Raw genomic sequence first — 19,786 nt, forward strand, 5'->3', positions numbered from 1 at the left:
TAAGGCAAACAAAAATTCTATTTAGCATCAATAGAACGATTTAATACTAATAAAGGGATAAGGCCCACCAATACTATCAAAATAGCGCCAAGTGCTGCTAGTTCTAGTTGTTCATCACTGGCAAACTGATACACATAAGTGGGGAGAGTTTGAAAATCAAATGGTCTTAACAATAATGCCGCAGGTAATTCTTTCATGCTTTCAACAAATATTAATAGCGCGGCCACTAAGGCGCTTTTTCGAATCAGCGGTATATGGACTTTTCTTAATAAGTTAACGCCATTGGTGCCCATGGTTTTAGATACCATGTCCAATGACGGACTAATTTTTTCATAACTGGATTCTAATGTTTTATTGGCAATCGCAATAAATCGAACCAAGTGTGCAAATATAATCGCGATAACAGTACCGCTTAATAATAATCCCGGCGCAGACAGTCCCATCCATACAGCCATATCGTTAATCTGAGTGTCCAAAAATGTTAATGGAATTAAAACACCAATTGCCATTACTGTGCCCGGTATCGCATAACCAGAACTAGCAACTTTTAACGAAAACGATTGCGCTTTGGTAGGTTTAACTCGATATGAGTAATTTAATATTAATGATAATACTAAGGCTAATAACGCAGTTATCAACGCAATGCCCGCACTGTTTAGTGCAAAATCAAAGACCTCTGTAGTCCAAGACTGCTCAAAATAATGAAACGCATATTGTAATAAAATGACCACAGGAACAATAAAGGCAAGAAACAAAATCAAGCTACAAAAACTCACCGCCAGAACCGTTTGTTTGGTGCTGAGTTTATAACTAAGGGTTTGTTGGCTGACCTTGGCATCATTACTATTTTTTTGTCTGCCCTTTTGCAGTTGTTCTAAAAACAACAAAACAAAAATACCCATCACCATGATTGCCGACAGTTTAGCGGCACTGGCTAAGTCATAATGACCTAACCAAGTATCATAAACCGCAGTGGTTAATGTACTGACAGCAAAATAATTTACGGTGGCGAAGTCAGCCATGCTTTCCATCATCGCCAACGCACAACTTGCAATAATTGCGGTTCTGGCCAACGGCAAAGAGACTTGCATAAAGCACTTAAAAGGCGATTTACCTAACACCCTTGCCGCATGAGTTAAGGTGGCATTTTGTTCAAGAAAGCTGGCTCTGACCATCAGATAAACATATGGATACAAAACCAAGGACAACATAATGGCGGCACCGGATAAGCTTCTGATATCAAAAAACCAATAATCATTAATACTTGTCCAACCAAACCAATCACGTAAGGTTATTTGAATCGGGCCTGCATAGTCCAACAAATCGGTGTAGGTGTACGCCACCAAATAAGCTGGCATCGCTAACGGTAAAACCAGGGCCCAATTAAAAAAACGTTTCCCCCAAAACTCACAATTGGCAATTAACCATGCTAATGGAATGCCAATGAGTAATACCAAAAAGCCAACAGCAGCCATTAACAACACAGTGTTAATAACATAGTCGGTTAAGACCGTTTCTTTAATATGAGTAAAGCTATCACCATGGGTACTTAATGCTTCAAAAGCAGGGTTAATAATGGCAATGCCATGCACAAGGCAAGCAACAAGCTTGATATTTTGATGTGTTTAAAACTAGGCCAACGCATAGCCCATTTTTTTACCAGATGATCGGTGTTTAAGGAAGAGTCACCAACAGCCGTTGCTTTTTTTATAACCGCTGTTGGCCCAGTTTCATTCATTAATAATTCAAATAATCTATTTTTTAGTTTGTGAACACTATTTACAGATCAAATTTAACTTTATCAACTAACTTTAACGCAGCTTCTCTATATTCAGCCACTTTAGTCAGTGACAAAGCATCTTCTTTAAAGTCACCCCAACTTAGAACCGTTGCTGAAGGTTTCACTTGTGGGTTAACTGGGTATTCCATATTTAATGATGCATAAGTCTGTTGAGCTTTCACTGACGATAAAAACGTGAGTAGCTTAAGTGCATTGGCTTTATTAGGCGCGTATTTGGTAATTACAGCACCAGATACATTAATATGTGCGCCGCGGTCATTTTGATTTGGGTAAACAATGTTAACCGCATCAGCCCATGGTTTTTGTTCTGCATTTTCTAACATCTTGCCATAATAATAACTGTTACCTAAAGAGACATCACATAAACCTTCTTTAATGGCTTTAACTTGGCCTCTGTCGTTACCTTGAGGTTTACGAGCTAAGTTAGCTTTCACACCTTGTAACCAAGTTTGCGCTTCGGCTTCACCTTTGTGCGCAATCATTGAAGCAATTAAACCTAAGTTATAAGGATGTTTACCACTACGAGTACATACTTTTCCTTTAAATTCAGGAGCCGCTAGCGCTTCGTACGTTAACGCTTTTGCGTCAGCCACTCTGTCTTTTGATGCATAAATATTGCGAACACGTTTCGTGAGGGCTATCCACTGGCCATTATCATCACGGAAATGTGCTGGTACATTTTTTTCAATTTCTTCACTGACGATTTCAGATGTTAATCCTTCATCTTGTAATTGCAGTAATTTACTAAAATTAGACGTTAGCACAACATCTGCAGGGCTATATTTCCCTTCACGTTTAATTCGTTCTATTAGCCCTTTCTTGGCAAATACCACTTTGGTTTTAATGCCTGTTTCAGCTGTAAACTTTTCTAAAATTGGGTCTATTAAAAATGACTGTCTAAATGAATAAATGTTAACCGTTTCGTCTGCGGCGGCTAAAACATTAAATGTGCTTAAAGTTAAAAGTGCGAGTACAAATTTTTTCATGAGTATTAAGATCCAATATGCGACTAGTTGCAAGTGAGAATTATTCTCAACAATTTTAACAATGGCTGTAAGAAAGTACAGAATTAAATTTGATTTAAAACCAAAAAACAGTCATTTTTACATCTCATTAGACATAATAATAAAATTAGAGACAATTTAGTGGTTAAAAATATTGCACTTGTCGCACACGACAAAAAAAAGCCAGAGATTATAGAGTGGGCTAAAAAACACCAAGCCAAGCTTTCCCAACACAATTTATTTGGTACAGGCACCACGGGTAAGTTAATCAAAAATGCGTCCCCTGAGTTAAATATAACGCCATTAAAGAGCGGCCCTTTAGGGGGTGATCAACAACTTGGCGCTATGATTTGCGAAGGGAAATTAGACATACTATTTTTCTTTACCGATCCGATGACCCCCCAACCACACGATGTGGATATTAAAGCCTTATTGCGCTTATCTACAATGTATAACTGTGTTGTTGCTTGTAATTTAGCCACCGCCGACTTTGTTATTGAAAGCCCTCTGTTTGAAGAACCTCAAGTTCATACAACTGACTTTAGTGAATACGCTGACAGAAGTATTTAACTCAATGTTGGAATGCACGTCTTTAGTTAAGCGTTATGGTCAGCAAGAGGTTATTAAACTATTCAACCATAGGTTTTCTGCTCGTATTACAAAAGTCACAGGTGCTAATGGCAGTGGTAAGTCCACGTTATTAAGGATGTTAGCTGGACTTGAGTTGCCAGATGAAGGCCAAATACATTCAGCAGTGCCTTTATCAGAATTGGTTTCACTTAGTTCCGACAGTATTATTCCACCTGAATTTTTGACTATTGCTGAAATCACTTCGCTGTTTGAGCGTTATAGCAGTTTTAACCTAAATTATTACCACCAACTCATTGAGCAGTTAAATCTCAAAGAGTTTGAGTATAAAAAGTTTGTTAATCTCTCAACCGGAACTAAAAAGAAGTTTTCTGTTATTTGGGCCTTATCGCAAAAATCAGGCGTTCTGATCCTTGACGAACCCTTTGCAAGTTTAGATCAAGACAGTCACGTTACCGTTAAAAATATAATTGAAGCGGATAGCCGAATACTCATCTTTGTTGATCATGAAAATATATTAGAATTTGACGAATCCATTAATGTTTAAACAAGTATTCAGTCAAAAACAGTCAATACATAAACAACAAAACCAGTTATATCGGATCATTGTTTTCTGCTTAGTTTTGTTCAGCCCTGTACTCTTATTGTTAGCTCCACTACCTGGATATTTAATCTACCAAGGTACTGAGCATTTCTTTTCTCACATTTTAGGTTGGCTGATCATCACGCTTATCGGGATATTTGAGGGATACTTATTTATGTCCGTTTGGCAAAAAAATGAATTGGTGTTTTTTAAGTATTTATTCGGCAAAGACTTTAACAAAAACCTGTTAGTTTCCTTTTTCCAATCTAGTTTTTTATTGCATTTGTTTATTTGGGCGGGTTATATCAAAGCTGACGTTTCCGTTTCTAACCTACTATTAACCGCAGCGATTTACCTTTATAACGCATGTATTTTTATTGTCTATTTAAAATATAAACTGGCCACCAAAACTGAGCTGAACATAACTTGGCCGAATACAAAAATCATTCTTCATCTATTTTTAAACGGCAATCTAACTTCTATCATTTTATTAATCTTAGGCAGTCTTATATTTAGCACTTTTTTGTTTAATGTAGAAAAAGCAGATGTCATATTGTCCATTGCTAGTTTGTGGTTGTTGCTGAATGTCTACCTGATAGCACAAGTATGGCGTGCTCATAAAGTAAATCTAAACCAGTATTCCATGTTTTTAACTTCGATAAGCCCCAAATATATGAAAACGATTAAGGCTGTCGCGACAGTCAACTGGTGTGTTATTTTTATTACTGTATTAACACTCAATATATCTATTGCAGCGTTGCAGTTAATCAACCATTGATAAATGCTGTGCCATTGCTTTCATAATGCGGTCTTTATTGGCTCTAAGTCGATAATCGTCGGATTGATCTATCCACTGTATTACACCATGTTCGTCAACCAAAATGGACGTAGGAATTGACATAGATTTAAACTTAAGTTGGTGTGGCTTAGGGAAAGGCAAACCAAACAAAGTCATAATATTATCTGAATCTGCACCAAATGCTTTGTGATGCTCAACGCCATACTGTTTCACAACATTTAGCTCTGGGTCAGATAATAATAAATGGCTTAACTTATCTCTTTTAGCATGGAATTTAGATTGTTCAACTGTGTCACCAGAAAGCGCGACAATTTGAACCCCATACTTATCAAACTCAGGCTTCATTTCATCAAACATAGTTAACTCTTTACTGCAGTATGGGCACCATGAACCACGATAGAACTTTAGTAAAACTCGTTTACCCATTAATTCGTTTGTTGAGAAATTATGACCATTTGCGGCCTTAATGCTAAAAGGAATTAAAGAGTCACCAACACGCACTTTTATATTACCAACCGGTGTCTTTCTCTGCGACAAAACCCACAAGAAAAAACAGCCCATAAATATCGAAATACTCGATAACAAAACAACAGGTATAACACTCAAAACAGAGCCCGGTATAGCTATATAAATAGCCACACTTGCTGAGGTTATTCCCAATAATAAGGATACGATTAACCCAATTGGGAAAACCGGTACTTTGTTTTTCATTAACTTGGAAAAATACATTGCAATACCAGTCAGTGATATAATTAACCCCAAAACAGAAACAAACAGAGCCGAAAAATTCATATAATGTTGCCTACTTTTAACTTGTACTCACTAGTACAATTGACATTAATGTACCGATGAGTACAATTTATATCAAGACGTTATTATGTATAGAAACGAGCATGGGTAAAAAAAGACAATTTGATGAAGATGAAGTGTTAAAGATTGTTGCTGACCATTTTTGGAAACACGGTTATTCATCAACAAAAGTAGACCAACTTTCTGCGATTACAGGCTTAACTAAGACCAGTATTTATCATGCTTTTGGTAATAAAGAGACTTTGTTTTTGCGAGCTATTGATTTTTATATTGAGAAAGATCTTAGTCAGCATATGAAAACGATAGACTTAACGAATTCTTTATCTGAAAACATAGAGAGCTTGTTATCCCAAATATTCTTAAATGACGCTAACGAACACTTAGCCAATGGCTGTTTTCTAACCAACAGTATTTTGGAGTTAGCTGGCAGTGACCCATTGTTACACGATGAAGCCACTAAACGTTTTGCCAAAGTGCAACAATCCTTTTTGCCGATATTTGATCATTACATCGAAAATGACTTACTGAAGTCAGACGTAAGTTGCACTGCGTTGACTGATTTTTTCATGACCTTCTTTCAAGGCCTACGAGTGCAATCTCGTAATCAAACTCAACCTCAAGCGTTAAAAAATGCGATTAGTATGTTTGTTGGATTAATAAAAACAATAGAAAAAGAAAACCCTTAACATTGCTATAAGGTTAAGGGTTTTCTTGATATTGATTTAACTGAACTAGTCTATTTGAGCAACATCAATTTTATTGGCCAAATATTCACGGATCTCAGCTTCCATTTGGTCTGCTGCACTGTCGTTATCAATGCGTTTTTTCTGACGTTGGCCATTAATATAAAAACCACTGCGTTTATTTGCCCCAGCTAAACCTAAATCGGATACTAAGGCCTCTCCAGGTCCATTCACAACACAGCCAATAACGGATACGGTGATAGGTTCAATAACATCTTCTAAACGTTCTTCTAACTGGTTCATGGTTTGTACAACATCAAACTCTTGCCTTGAACAACTTGGACAAGCAATAAAGTTAATTCCACGAGAACGAATACTAAGGGATTTTAATATGTCAAAACCCACTTTCACTTCTTCTACAGGATCGGCGGCAAGTGAAATTCGTAAAGTATCACCGATACCTTCAGACAATAACATGCCTAAACCCACAGCGGACTTAACAGCGCCAGAACGGAAACCGCCAGCTTCTGTAATACCAAGATGAATAGGTTGTTCTATTTCTTTTGCTAATAAACGGTAAGCGCCAACGGCTAAATGTACATCAGACGCCTTTACACTGACTTTAAAATTGTGGAAGTCATATCGCTGCAGAATATTAACATGACGCATTGCTGACTCTAACAGGGCCTCTGGACAAGGTTCATGATACTTTTCTTGAATGTCTTTTTCTAACGAGCCACCATTTACGCCAATACGTATTGGGATATTTTTTTCTTTGGCAGCATCAATAACCGCTTTGATCCTTTCTTCACTACCAATATTACCCGGGTTTATGCGCAAACAGTCCGCACCATACTCTGCCACTTTTAAGGCGATTCGATAGTCAAAATGAATATCCGCAACCAAAGGAATATCAACTAACTGTTTGATTTGTTTAAATGCTTCAGCCGCATCCATAGTCGGCACAGACACTCTTACTATATCAGCACCTGCATTTTGCAGTGCTTTAATTTGATTGACGGTTGCCTCTACATCTAATGTATTGGTATTGGTCATTGATTGTACTGAAATAGGCGCATCGCCACCTACTGGTACATTACCAACCATTATCTGTCGTGATTTACGGCGGGTTATCGGGTTTTCACCAAACATCTATTTCTCTCTACAATTAAAAAAGGCCGAATAATCAGCCTTTAATCTTTAAAAACTTAATGACGCTATTATAAAGCTTCTATCTCGAATCGGGCTACTCTATTTTTAGGTAAATCAGCAATACTAAACGGTTTGCCATTTACCCAAATTGAAACGCCGTCTGGGTTTCCAAGTAATACATTTAATGGGCCTTGCGCATTTAACGACATCAAATACCCCGCAGGTTTATTACCAATCGCAATTCGGTCACCACTAACATCGTGAACTTCAACCCAGCATTCATTTTCAAACTTCATTTCAACTTTGATAAAACCTTCTTCATCAATTTCACCATTATCTGCCACGGCTGCTTTTTGTGATGCCGTTAAGACAACCGGTTGTTGAATAGCGGGTTGTTCATTCTGCTCAGCTACTTTAGCTAATTCTGCAGGGGGAATAGTTTGATTTAAATTGCTTTCATCTTCACCTTGATCGGTAACAACGGCCGTGGCTTCAAGTTCTGTTTTTACTTCATGTGCGGCAACAACAATATGATCATCGGAGCCAGCAACTGGGGCAAAATCACTATATTGATTATCCTGCATCCACCAAATAATTAGAGCTATGATTAAGACAACTCCAAATACCCAAGAAATAAGCGATAACCTTTTTTCTACGGCTTTACGTTTATTTCGGCGTGAAAAAGACTGCATATCTTTATCAGGCTCATCATAAACCACACCAATGGTTTCAACTTGAGGTAGTACTAGTTCTTCCGCTACGTTTACTTTTTTAGCGTAAGAACGGATATATCCACGTACAAAAGTCTCAGGTAAATTTTTAGGAATTCGATCTTTTTCAATAGCCTCTAGTACATGTAGAGGCACTTTGATTTGGTCAGCTAAATCAGCCAAATCAATATTTAAAGCTTGTCGAGCCGAAACTAGAATTTGTCCAGGACTTTGTTTTTCTTTTTGTTCTTGGTTCGTTTGCTCAGTCATTACTAAAGCTGCTCCACTTCCACTTTTAAAATTTTAGTTCCCGCGGTGACAACACCGTCTTGTTTCACGTTATTCCACTGCATTAATTTATCCAAAGGAACATTCAATTTATCTGCAATTGTTGACAGATTATTCGTTTCTTTAACGGTATAAAACACATCCGGATTACGAACATACAACTTGTCACCAACATTAATCTGCTGTTTCTTTAACTTATTCCACTTCATCAAAGCTGAAATTTGAACGTTAAATTTAATAGAAACTCGATACAAATTTTCACCATACTGAACTGTATACCGCGGAATTTCAACATTATCGACATTTATATCTAAGATTGGAACACGTTCAATAATTTCAATTCCTGAGTTTTCACCTTGTTGTGAAATGATTGTTTCCTCTGGTAACGATAAATCTTTGCCTATTCCCACAACGGAATGCACGCTGTTAGGGTTAACAACTAAGGCTGGAGACGCCTCTTGCTCGCTTTTCTTGTTAACATTCATAACACTAGCATTTGTATTAGGTTTTAGACTTGATGACTTTTTACTTTTAGCAACGATTACCCCACCGATTGTGTTATTTCGTCTTTGTAGTTGCAAATATCTATGTTTACGTTGTTCAAAAACAGATTCACTTAATAAGTCCGCGTTTAATAATAAGTTCTCACGACTTAAAGGAAACTCAGTGGTTAAACGTTTACGGAACTGTTCGGCAATATCATAACGCCCGGCTGAGCTTTCTAATAATACCCCAAGCAATAAACTGGAAGATGTACCATCAAAATGAGATAAATGATGTTCATATAAATCAAACGCGACAGGCATATTGCCTAATGCATATTGTAATGAGATCAGGTTAATTAAGGTTTCAGAACGATTGGGGTTATGTTGATAAGAGGTTGTTAGATAACTAACTGCTGAATCAAAATCATCAGACTTTAAAACACACAAAGCCATGTTTTCGTAACTTTCGGCAACTTGAGTATAACTTGGTGTCGCGATCGCTCGTTTGAATTGAATCGTCGCTTGTTGATGATCACCCAATTCACATAAAAACACACCATAATTGTTTAATGTATCTGGGTTATTGGGCTCTATCTTTAATGAACTTTGATAAGACTGTTCGGCTCGTTCAACCTCACCAACCGCTTGATAATAGTAAGCTAAGCTGTAATGCACGTCCGCCCGGTTAGGTGCATATTCCAACGCTTTATCTAGATTAAATTTAGCTTGAGGGTAGTTATTATTACGTAAATACCCTAAGCCTAATAATAATCTGGATTTAGCCGCATCTTCTTTATCAAATGCCAACGCACGAACTTTTTGGTTTGAATCCACGTAAGATTGTTCGGTGACACAACCTGTTAATAATGCTAATCCCAAGCAATAAATGGCGGTTCGCAACATCCTAAAGCGCATAGTCGATCTCAATAATTTGGTAAAGTAGTTAATTAAATTTAAACTATCTTGACCGAAATTGAGTCACCTTTCACCTGTTTTTTTAACATACGTTTTGTACGATCAACAACATCACCAGCTAATTGCCCACACGCAGCATCAATATCATCGCCACGAGTTCGGCGAACAATACAAGTATATCCTTCTTCTTGCATGACTTTGGCAAACCTATCCACTCTTGAGTTTGATGATTTTCCATACGGCGCCCCAGGGAACGGGTTCCATGGGATAAGGTTAATTTTAGATGGTGTGCCACGTAATGTTTGAGCTAGCTCTCGCGCATGATCCATGGAATCATTAATGCCGTCTAACATCACGTATTCAATGGTAATATCTTGATTTGCTGTAGAACCGTCAATGTAACGACGACAAGCTGCTAAAAATGATTCGATGTTATATTTTTTATTCACAGGTACTAAGATGTCACGTAATTCATCATTAGGCGCATGTAATGAAATTGCTAATGCAACATCAATTTTTTCTTTTAATAAATCCAATGCTGGAACAACACCAGAAGTACTTAGCGTAACGCGGCGTTTAGACAAACCAAACGCAAAGTCATCCATCATTAGTTCCATTGCTGGAACAACATTATTAACATTTAATAATGGTTCACCCATGCCCATCATAACGACGTTGGTTACTGCTCTGTTTGTTGATAAACCATCCCAACCAATGTCTTGTACTACACGCCAAACTTGGCCAATGATTTCGCCCACTTTTAAGTTGCGATTAAAACCTTGAGCACCCGTTGAACAAAATGGGCATTCTAATGCGCAACCAACTTGAGAAGAAACACACAAGGTGGCGCGATTCCCTTCTGGGATCCAAACCGCTTCAACTTCTTGGCCATCTTCAAGTAATAACGCATATTTGATAGTCCCGTCGGTCGACTCTTGACGAACGCTGATCTCTGGCGCTTTTATGACACATTTTTCTTTTAATTTGGTTCTAAGAACTTTTGAGAAGTTGGTCATCTCATCAAAATCGGTTTTCCCCATTTGATAAATCCATTTAACCGCTTGGTCGGCACGAAAACCTTTTTCGCCAAATTCATCAGCAAAAAATTTACGCAACCCTTTGCGGTCAAAATCTAAAAGGTTGATTTTGGGGGTAACAGGAGTAGATGTTTCAACAGTCATAAAAGCCTCTTTGTAACTTATATCTTGGTTCTCTTTAAGATTGTCCTTAAAGAAATGGATGCGTTATTACACGCGTACTTTGTTTTTCTAATAACTCTAATGCCGATATATCAAAGCGATTAGAAAAACAAAAAGGACTCAGATTACCTAAGTCCTTTTTACGTCATCTATAAATAAACGATAAATGTTCACCCTGTTATGCAGGTCAACATTTAGTTAAGTTTATATTAACGAGTACGTGGGCAAACTTCTTCAGCTGTGAAGAAATAAGCAATTTCACGAGCTGCTGATTCAGGAGCATCAGAACCGTGACAAGCATTTTCATCGATAGAAGCAGCGTAATCAGCACGTAAAGTACCAGCTAAAGCTTCAGCAGGGTTAGTCGCGCCCATGATTTCACGATTTTTTAATACTGCGTTTTCGCCTTCTAAAACTTGAACCATTACTGGACCAGAAGTCATGAAAGAAACTAAAGCACCAAAGAAAGGACGTTCGCTGTGTTCTGCATAAAAACCTTCAGCTTGTTCTTTTGAAAGGTGAACCATTTTAGAAGCTACAATGCGTAAGCCTGCAGATTCAAAACGGTTGTAGATAGCGCCAATTACATTTTTAGCAACTGCGTCAGGTTTGATGATTGAAAAAGTACGTTCTAAAGCCATGTTAAACTCCAAGGTTTAATGTTTAAAAATTATAGGGTTCTAAAATTTAGGGCGCGAATTATACGTTAATTATTTTAAAATAAATATGGGAATAACCACTATTAACAAAGTTATGTTAATTGCGCTATCCTTGCTCCCTGCCTAAACTGGAATTCTCTGTTTGTTTCTAGACAACACATACAAAAATTTATACACAATGGACTTAATTTAATGGCTCAGCCACAGTTAGTAACTGAATTACTCAAAACCTTAAAAGCAAAATACCAAGTTGTTCTAGATGATGCTGTATTGTTTTATGAACAATATGAGTCTTTATACGGCGTTTACGCAAAAGAATCTCAACGTGTTATTGAGATTAAACATCAATTATCTACAATTCATAGTTACAAAAAAAAGCATGGCTCTTTTCCAAAAATTAAAGGGCAAGACAGTACCGATGCTTACATTAAAGAATTAGAGAAAATCAAACATAGAGCGCAATCGGAAATTGATCACGTAGAGCCTGATGTATTAGAAGGGTTTGAAAAGCGTCAAGCTTTGTTAACCGATATTGCAAACTCCATTGCCAAAATGATGATCAGTGAACGTGATGCTAGTCAGTTTATTGCCACTATGATGTTACGTGCTCCCCTTCCTGCCGATAGCAGTCGCTGTCCAACCAATGAGAAAAACAAACCTATTTATATTGCGGCTTTAGCCATTTCGTTGTTAAAACAACTCACTAGCCAGCAACTCATTGAAGAAGATTACATTACACAACGGGTTCCACCGCTTGTTCCAGGTGAGTCTCACCCAGAGCAGTTAGAATATCCACAAGAGATGTTAAGTGATTATATTAACGAAGTTTTAAACCCAATAATTATAGCTGTACTAATCCATAACATTGGCAGTTATTCTGTTGAAGCTGAACGTATTTATAAAGGTAACCGTTATAGGATGCTTGATGAGGAAGCCCGTAAGAGTTTAATCAATATTATTCATTCAGCCACCAACGATTATTTACATTATGGTTTTGGCAAACCTCAACAAGAAAAAATGGACGAAACACAATTTGAACTTGAAATGGAAAAGTTTGAGTTGACCCAAACCATCGTGAATGATTATCCAAAATCACAAAGCCCTATTGGTAATTTGTTGCGTATTCCCATGATTTACTCTTCATTTATGTTATCAACCAAACCCCAACATGATTTTAAATTAAGTTTTAAAGCCTACGACATTTTAAAAAGTGGTATTGATAAAAATGTTGTATACGCACCTTACGGTGAAGTGTTTTTAAATATGGTTGGCCAATATCCACTTGGTTGCGGAATTTTCTTTATTTCTAAAGAGACAGGCTTGCCAGAACGAGCTGTGGTTTCCAGTTTGAACCCGCCAAAACCAACAAGTGCTATCGTGAAACAATTAACACGACGCCAAGTAAAATTTGACGATCATACGCAAGTTTCAGCAAGTGAAGAATATATAGTGTCTAACGACATCGCTCGTAAAAAATCTGACTTTGCCGCGCCGTATTATAAAAAACAATTTCCAACTGGCTTTTATTGGAACCCGGCAGAACCTTGGGAAAGAGATATCGATCATCAGAAGTTTTGGCGTCGAGATAATCAAATAAAGTCAAATTAAACCACGTATTTAACGAGCGCTTCTAATCTAGTTGCGCTCTGGTGTTTCCCCTTAAATTCATTAAACTACTTGGTATCAAAACTTAGGGTCTGTTTATCTTTCATTTTCTGCAATGCTGGCGGCTATTTGTTACAGCCAACAAGGCAGAAGATACGCGAATAGTGGTTCTATTTAAGTGTCTGATAACGATGTTGGGGTGACAAAGAGTCCCAGCCCTTCGGGTTGAGGTTAAATCATCCCCACTCTTCGTTATAAATAGACTCATTTAGTCGACTAAACCTCGCTATTTATGTCTTAATTGGGAATGATTTTCAACTCAACGTTACGTAAAATGAAAGATAAACAGACCCTAGGAGTTTCCAATGAAGCTAAAATCCATTTTATTGATATCAACCATGTTGTTTATCAACGCCTGTACCGACAATTCAGTCGCCAGCACAACCACTCAATTCCAACAGTTATTAGATGAACATTGGCAACATGCCACAAAAGAACAAGTGTTTTTCAGAAATGACCCTGATACATTCAGAATGAATGGCAAACTGCCAGATATGTCCGAAGCCGGTAGAACAAGAAGAGCTGAATATAACCAAACCTTGTTAAACCGCTTAGCCGAAATAGACTTAAGTAAATTGAGCGACGCTGACCAAGTAACTTATCGTTTATTTAAATACGAACGTGAGACAGAAGCTAAAAGCTACCAGAATATAGACCATTATTTCCCAATGAATTATTACGCGGGATACCACAGTTATTTTGCTGGTGCGCCGGGGAACATGTCGTTTTTAACCACCAAAGACTATGACAACTACTTAATTAGTTTGGCCGATTTCCCTCGTTATAATCAGCAGCATATAGATGATTTAACTGTCGCTATCGAGAAAGGGTATACCCAATATTGCGAAACCTTTAAGAACTATCACAAGTCAATAAGCAAACATATCGTCGATAATATTGAAGACAGTAACTTTTGGGCACCTCTTGCCAATATCCCAGCTAATTTTAATGAACAAGACAAACTGACTTACCAAACTAAAGCAAAACAACTGATTACTGACGTTGTTATCCCTGAATATAAAAAGTTTTATTCCTTTTTCACTCAAGACTACATGAACAATTGCAGAAAAATAGCAGGTATTAGCAGTGTTGACGGCGGCGCAGAATTCTATGAGTACTTAATTAACTACTTTACAACCACTGATATGACGGCAGATGAAATTCATCAAATTGGTTTAGAAGAAGTGAAACGCATACGCCAAGAAATGCAGCAGATCATCAAGCAAGTTGGCTTTAAAGGTGACTTCAAAGCCTTTATTGAGTTTTTAAGAACTGATCCTCAATTCTACGCGACGACTGAACGTGACCTGTTAGAAAAAGCCAGTTATATCAGCCGTAAGATGGCTGCTCAATTACCTAAATGGTTTTCTTTATTACCAAGAACGCCATTTGATATTAAATCCAGCGCAAGCGGTGCGTATTATGTTGGTTCAGATGGAACAGGAACAACGTCTGGCACTTACTTTCTAGCCACCAAAAATCTTGCTGCAGAACCGCTATATACACTAGAAGCGCTAACTTTCCATGAAGCAGAACCGGGGCATCACTTACAAGGTTCTATTGCTAGAGAAGTCGATATGGCGGAATTTAGAAAAATATTATCTCATTCAGCCTTCACAGAAGGATGGGGTTTATATTCTGAGAAATTAGGCAAAGAAATGGGCTTTTACCAAGACCCATACAGCGACTTTGGCCGTTTAACTTATGAAACGTGGCGAGCCTGTCGTTTAGTGGTTGATACGGGTATTCATGCTAAAGGTTGGACTCGCCAACAAGCCATTGATTATTTAGCCGAGAACACCGCCTTAAGTATGCCTGATGTCATCGGTCAAATTGATCGTTATATCAGCTGGCCAGCACAAGCTTTGTCTTACAAGATTGGTGAGATAAAAATGATAGAGTTAAGAACGTTAGCGGAAGCTGAGTTAGGCGAACAGTTTGATGTGAGAGCTTTTCATGACCAAATTCTGACAAATGGTAGCTTACCTTTAGCACTCCTAGAAGAGTTAACCAAAGATTGGATAATGAAACAGAAAGGTTAACCAATAACATACGCCAGAGTTGACTCTGGCGTATGTTTACCTCAATGCTTTTTTACTAAGTTTCAGATCAATAGATTAGTCCCAACAACTCACCTTAAATTGTTATTAAAACAAGTCGATAATATTTTTTATATCACGAATGCTTTTTTCAGTGACGTATAAATCTTCGATTATTTGTTTGTTTTCTCGTACTTCCACTAACTGCTCTTTAGCATGAGCTTGTGCGGCATCTGATGAATATTTATCTGAGATTGTCGCTAATAATTGAGCTTCTTTTCTCTCTATTTTGTGGATTGCTAATTCATATTCATATTGATTCAATTTACTTTGTAATTCAGACAGTTCAAATTCGGCGGTTTTGAACGAAGATTTAATGTATGACTTAGTATCTTTATCTAACGATGTGTCTTTTAGTTCCTCTTTATATCGAGCAGCTTCCGACTTTTTACTAATGATCTTATTTTCTGTATCACTCACATTAAAGTAAGGAATATAGCCCTCTAAAAATTGTGAAGACAAGTTTGCAGGACACACTTTTTGATATTCTTTGCCTTGCTCACCAATTAACGTGCCGTTTTCATAACTACAGTAGCTTTTCAGTCCCTCTGCACGTCCTTTATTATACTGAGCAAGATCAACATTTGCTTTATGTTCAGCACAATCTTTAGTGTAATCTGCGGCCATACTGGTTTTACCTTGCTGGCCGTCAAAAACACCAATTTGATACCAATCTCCAAGTTGGCACTGCTCTTTACTAATACTGGTGCAACCAGACAACAAGATTAAAACAAGTGCTAAACCCATCAACTTATTACAAACAAAAGTCATTTTATATTTCCTTGATTAATATCCCTTAGAACTATCTTCATAGATTAAACGGGGACGATTTTGGGGTCATAGTATAAAATAGTTATTACTAAGCAAAGTGTTGATCTGATAATTCCTAATCATCATGACACCAGAATACGTTTATACGATGTTAAACCACTCAATTTGATCACTCTGTCTTTTTCAATACAGGCGAAACCATCCCTTTTAACAGTCGACCAAATATATCAGCTCCCGTGATGATGCGTTTATTGTCACCCCACACTAAAAGCACATCATGCTCAATAACACCATCATAGTTCTTGTCGGTAGAAGTATTCATTCTCATCTCTAATATCGCTTCATTTAACGAGGTAGATTCGTCCGTTAATACCACAGGACGATGGCAATAATGATAAGGGTCAAACTCATTAGGTTGAAACAACGCCGCTCTTGAAAAACCATCAGCATCTAACACTAACAATGGCCAACCGTCTTCGTTGGTTAAAATTACCCAGTTGTAATCCGTTTGATTTACTAATACTAAAAAAGGGTCGTCTGTTTTATTGGTCATTTCAGGGATAATGGGTAAATCTAATTTAGTGGGCAATGCTAGAATTGATTTAGGATCGATTAATTCCCCCTCTTCGATAACTTTAATTTCATCCATTGAGAAAAAGTTAAGCGCGCCAATACCTTCAACATGGTTTAAGTCGGCTTCTTCGGCAGTGATATGAGAACGAATTATGTTACGTAATTCACTTTCCTCAAAGTAAGTAATACCTTCTTTACCCAACCAAGCATCAAGTACCAAGCCTGTAGGTTTCGCCACTATATAAAATAGAAACTGATAAAAACGGACGATTGGTGACAAAATACTGCCCATTTTTAATGCATTACGTGAAAAATAAGCCTGTGGGGTTATTTCACCAATTATGGTTATCGCGATTGTCGAGAATAAAAAGGCACTTACGCCAGCCAACACAGAATCTGACAGTAAAGTTAACAATACATTAATACAAACATTGCCCCATAAAATGGTGGCTAATAAGAAATTTGAGTCATCACGTAACTTAAGGATCTTCTTTGCATCTTTGTTGCCCTTTTTAACTTCAACTTCGAGGTGTAACCTGCTAATTGAAAATAGCGCTAAGTTCAAGCCTGAAAATATAGCCGATTGTGATATACAAAGTGCAATAGCGCACCAAATGATTATGTCTGTTGACATCAGAAATGTCCTAATTAGGAAGTTAAGCGGGGAATATAGTCTATTTTTCTATAATTTCATTAAATATATTTTTGTCGTTTCAACAAATTATGATGTGGTAATAATACAACAAACAAATTCACTTACTTTATGAGTGAAAAGCCATGTATTATGTTGCCAATATCATTACTTTTTTATCCATCGAAAGAAGATCACATTGAACGACATAACCGTAACTATCAACACTGGAACAATACGTAAATTTCAACCTTTGATCATTTGGTTCGCCAGCATCTTATTTCTCGCCTTAGGCGTATATTTAACCCTCATCAATTATTGTGATATTGAGTGGTTAACCCGCAGTGGTTGTGTTGTCGTCATGTTAGGGATCTGGTCTGGAATGGGTGGCATAATTGAAGAACGCATATTAACAAAACGGTTTGATGTACAAAGAAGAATAGCGTTATCCCGCGCCAAACTTAAATTACGCAAAATTAATGCTCCGCAAGAATACGTTGAAAAAGAAATAGAGTCGATTGAAGAAGATTACGAACAAAAAATGGAACAACTTAGAAATAAAGTACGATTACAATTAGGTATTCTGGAAGTTTCTTTGTTGATAACCGGTACTTTTGTTTGGGGTTTTGGCGACTTATTTTTTAAATTAAGCTTTTAGGATCAGATTAACATATGTCTAACAATCAATGGTGGGGCGACTTTACATTCGACGATCAACAAATCAAACGTTGGCAAATTGGAGAACGAGCGATCACAATCAAACGTGCGGTTAATGAATGGAATTGTTGGAACTATGAAACCAGTGATGAAATTGATCTGCCCATTGAGTTAGTAGATATAGAACAAAGCACTGATAATTCCGAAAAGATGTTTGGTCGATATTTAGAAAATAATTCTGAGGGTAAAATTAGAATTTCACCTAAATTGGCAGACCGTTCTGTGGTCACGCGTCCGGCCACCCCGTTAACCTTATTAACCGGTGAAAAAACACAATTATTCATTAGCACGCCTATTTGGTTTAGCGCTAAAACGCTTTCAAATAATCAGCAGTTCATTGATTTACCCTTCTGGCGACCTTCTGACTCTTGGTTTGGCGCGTCGACCATTGATGGTCAATTATGTTATGCAAAGTATACATCGGCCAGAATACAACTAGCCCACTTAGAAAAACGTTCTCACCGAGCGATTACCCCTATCACTGTAATTAATCACCAAGACAAACCTTTGGTGATAGAACGTCTTAATGTGCCAGTTAATTTATTAAACTTATATTGCGACGACCACAATCAATTCTGGACATCCGGGATTACGGTTAAAACCGAAAGTCACTCTCGCAATGTTGAAATGCACATTAATGAAAAAGTCCCAAAAGAAGTGCAATCCTATGAGTTGATTAGCCCACCTCGTATTGTCTCAGAAACGAATAAACTAATACGCAACATCAGCAACTTACTCGGATAAGAATATATTTATGGAATCCATTATTGAATTGATAGAGTTAATAAAAACCTCGTTTTTATACTCTTTAATACAAGCACTGTTATTACTGATCATTGGTTATATTGTGAGTCGTTTAATTAGTGGCATTGTTGCCAAAGTGGTTGAAAATAAAATGACCCCACATGGCCAGTTTTTGTTAAAAAGAACGGTGTTTTACACCATTTTAACCTTGTTTACCTTATCTGCATTAAAACATGCAGGATTTGATTTAAGCATATTATTAGGCGCTGCGGGTCTCTTTACTGTGGCATTAGGGTTTGCCTCTCAAACCTCTGCATCCAACTTAATCAGTGGTTTATTTTTGATGGTAGAAAGACCGTTTTCAATATCGGATGTTATCAAAGTAAGTGATATTACCGGAGAAGTGATCTCTATTGATTTGCTGTCAGTAAAGTTACGTACATATGATAATCTATTTGTCCGTATTCCAAACGAAAGCATGATCAAAACCCCCGTAACTACTCTGACTAAATTCCCAATCAGACGTGCCGATTTAATAATAGGTATTGCCTATAAAGAAGATATTGAACGTGTAAGGGAAGTGTTATTAGACATTGCCGCTAAAAACGTGATTTGTTTAGACGAACCAGCCCCCCTATTTATCTTAACTGGATTTGGCGACTCATCTGTAGATATTCAATTTTCTGTTTGGGCTAAAAGGGAAAATTTCTTACAACTCAAAAACTCCATGTACCAACAAATTAAGAAAACCTTTGATGAACAAGGGATTGAGATTCCGTTCCCACATGTCAGTTTATACGCTGGAAGTGAAACCAAAACATTCCCAATACAAATAGATACCGACAACAAAGAGTAAAGAATTGATTGGCTTGACCTTTAATTGAATTAAAAAAAGACCTAATCCACATTG

At 37.3% G+C, this 19,786-nt stretch carries 18 protein-coding genes and 1 pseudogene; 9 read left to right on the top strand and 10 right to left on the bottom strand.

Features of this window, described 5'->3' with window-relative positions:
- Nucleotides 1-17: 17 nt before the first annotated feature.
- Nucleotides 18-1,645: pseudogene (locus tag RT723_RS10375) on the bottom strand (ABC transporter permease).
- A gap of 134 nt (nt 1,646-1,779) precedes the next feature.
- Nucleotides 1,780-2,787: an extracellular solute-binding protein gene (locus RT723_RS10380; RefSeq protein ID WP_315946998.1), complete on the bottom strand. Its 1,008-nt coding sequence runs from the start codon at nt 2,785-2,787 to the stop codon at nt 1,780-1,782.
- A 159-nt stretch (nt 2,788-2,946) separates the two neighbouring features.
- Here RT723_RS10380 and RT723_RS10385 point away from each other — a divergent pair, with 159 nt between their 5' ends.
- Genes RT723_RS10385 through RT723_RS10395 form a run of 3 tightly spaced genes read left to right on the top strand, consistent with a single transcriptional unit; the run spans nt 2,947 to nt 4,754 of the window.
- Nucleotides 2,947-3,375 (top strand): methylglyoxal synthase, encoded by a 429-nt coding sequence (locus tag RT723_RS10385; protein WP_216053691.1) that lies wholly within the window; start codon nt 2,947-2,949, stop codon nt 3,373-3,375.
- On the top strand, nt 3,350-3,940 hold the full coding sequence (locus RT723_RS10390) for an ABC transporter ATP-binding protein (protein WP_216053690.1): 591 nt from the start codon (nt 3,350-3,352) through the stop codon (nt 3,938-3,940). The genes RT723_RS10385 and RT723_RS10390 overlap by 26 nt, the downstream gene beginning before the upstream one ends.
- Nucleotides 3,933-4,754, top strand: coding sequence for a hypothetical protein (locus tag RT723_RS10395; RefSeq protein WP_315947000.1), 822 nt, complete (start codon nt 3,933-3,935; stop codon nt 4,752-4,754). Before RT723_RS10390 ends, RT723_RS10395 begins: the two co-directional genes overlap by 8 nt.
- On the opposite strand, the gene RT723_RS10400 is transcribed toward RT723_RS10395, so the two are convergent.
- Nucleotides 4,740-5,567: a peroxiredoxin family protein gene (locus RT723_RS10400; protein ID WP_315947001.1), complete on the bottom strand. Its 828-nt coding sequence runs from the start codon at nt 5,565-5,567 to the stop codon at nt 4,740-4,742. The genes RT723_RS10395 and RT723_RS10400 overlap by 15 nt on opposite strands.
- A gap of 101 nt (nt 5,568-5,668) precedes the next feature.
- On the opposite strand from RT723_RS10400, the gene RT723_RS10405 reads away from it, so the two are divergent.
- A complete protein-coding gene (locus RT723_RS10405; protein ID WP_315947002.1) occupies nt 5,669-6,271 on the top strand; it encodes a TetR/AcrR family transcriptional regulator in 603 nt (200 codons plus the stop codon).
- Nucleotides 6,272-6,316: 45 nt separating this feature from the next.
- Here RT723_RS10405 and ispG read toward each other — a convergent pair whose 3' ends face one another.
- The 5 genes from ispG to ndk all read right to left on the bottom strand — a co-directional run bounded on the left by ispG (nt 6,317) and on the right by ndk (nt 11,658).
- Nucleotides 6,317-7,420: a flavodoxin-dependent (E)-4-hydroxy-3-methylbut-2-enyl-diphosphate synthase gene (gene ispG / locus RT723_RS10410; protein WP_216053686.1), complete on the bottom strand. Its 1,104-nt coding sequence runs from the start codon at nt 7,418-7,420 to the stop codon at nt 6,317-6,319.
- A 68-nt stretch (nt 7,421-7,488) separates the two neighbouring features.
- A complete protein-coding gene (locus tag RT723_RS10415; RefSeq protein WP_216053685.1) occupies nt 7,489-8,400 on the bottom strand; it encodes a RodZ domain-containing protein in 912 nt (303 codons plus the stop codon).
- Nucleotides 8,401-8,402: 2 nt separating this feature from the next.
- On the bottom strand, nt 8,403-9,806 hold the full coding sequence (gene pilW / locus RT723_RS10420) for a type IV pilus biogenesis/stability protein PilW (RefSeq protein ID WP_315947003.1): 1,404 nt from the start codon (nt 9,804-9,806) through the stop codon (nt 8,403-8,405).
- A gap of 50 nt (nt 9,807-9,856) precedes the next feature.
- Entirely contained in the window at nt 9,857-10,999 is a 1,143-nt protein-coding gene (gene rlmN, locus RT723_RS10425; RefSeq protein WP_216053683.1) for a dual-specificity RNA methyltransferase RlmN, read from the bottom strand.
- Between the two features lie 227 nt (nt 11,000-11,226).
- Nucleotides 11,227-11,658 carry a nucleoside-diphosphate kinase gene (ndk, locus tag RT723_RS10430; RefSeq protein ID WP_216053682.1) on the bottom strand — a complete coding sequence of 144 codons (432 nt, stop codon included), beginning with the start codon at nt 11,656-11,658 and terminating at the stop codon, nt 11,227-11,229.
- 210 nt (nt 11,659-11,868) lie between these two features.
- Here ndk and RT723_RS10435 point away from each other — a divergent pair, with 210 nt between their 5' ends.
- On the top strand, nt 11,869-13,284 hold the full coding sequence (locus RT723_RS10435; protein ID WP_315947004.1) for a hypothetical protein: 1,416 nt from the start codon (nt 11,869-11,871) through the stop codon (nt 13,282-13,284).
- A 362-nt stretch (nt 13,285-13,646) separates the two neighbouring features.
- Nucleotides 13,647-15,383, top strand: a complete 1,737-nt coding sequence (locus RT723_RS10440; protein WP_315947006.1) for a DUF885 domain-containing protein — start codon at nt 13,647-13,649, stop codon at nt 15,381-15,383.
- 105 nt (nt 15,384-15,488) lie between these two features.
- Here the strand turns inward: RT723_RS10440 and RT723_RS10445 are convergent, their stop codons facing one another.
- Entirely contained in the window at nt 15,489-16,211 is a 723-nt protein-coding gene (locus tag RT723_RS10445; protein ID WP_315947008.1) for a DUF2799 domain-containing protein, read from the bottom strand.
- Nucleotides 16,212-16,380: 169 nt separating this feature from the next.
- Nucleotides 16,381-17,418, bottom strand: coding sequence for a DUF21 domain-containing protein (locus tag RT723_RS10450; RefSeq protein WP_315947010.1), 1,038 nt, complete (start codon nt 17,416-17,418; stop codon nt 16,381-16,383).
- A gap of 196 nt (nt 17,419-17,614) precedes the next feature.
- Between RT723_RS10450 and RT723_RS10455 the strand changes: the two genes are divergently transcribed.
- Genes RT723_RS10455 through RT723_RS10465 form a run of 3 tightly spaced genes read left to right on the top strand, consistent with a single transcriptional unit; the run spans nt 17,615 to nt 19,732 of the window.
- The gene (locus tag RT723_RS10455; RefSeq protein ID WP_216053678.1) at nt 17,615-18,073 is read left to right on the top strand and encodes a hypothetical protein; all 459 of its coding nucleotides are present in this window, start codon (nt 17,615-17,617) and stop codon (nt 18,071-18,073) included.
- A 14-nt stretch (nt 18,074-18,087) separates the two neighbouring features.
- Nucleotides 18,088-18,876 carry a DUF432 domain-containing protein gene (locus RT723_RS10460; protein ID WP_315947011.1) on the top strand — a complete coding sequence of 263 codons (789 nt, stop codon included), beginning with the start codon at nt 18,088-18,090 and terminating at the stop codon, nt 18,874-18,876.
- A gap of 10 nt (nt 18,877-18,886) precedes the next feature.
- A complete protein-coding gene (locus RT723_RS10465; RefSeq protein WP_315947012.1) occupies nt 18,887-19,732 on the top strand; it encodes a mechanosensitive ion channel family protein in 846 nt (281 codons plus the stop codon).
- Nucleotides 19,733-19,786: the final 54 nt, after the last annotated feature.

The organism is Psychrosphaera aquimarina, from assembly GCF_032461525.1.
GTDB lineage: Bacteria > Pseudomonadota > Gammaproteobacteria > Enterobacterales > Alteromonadaceae > Psychrosphaera > Psychrosphaera aquimarina.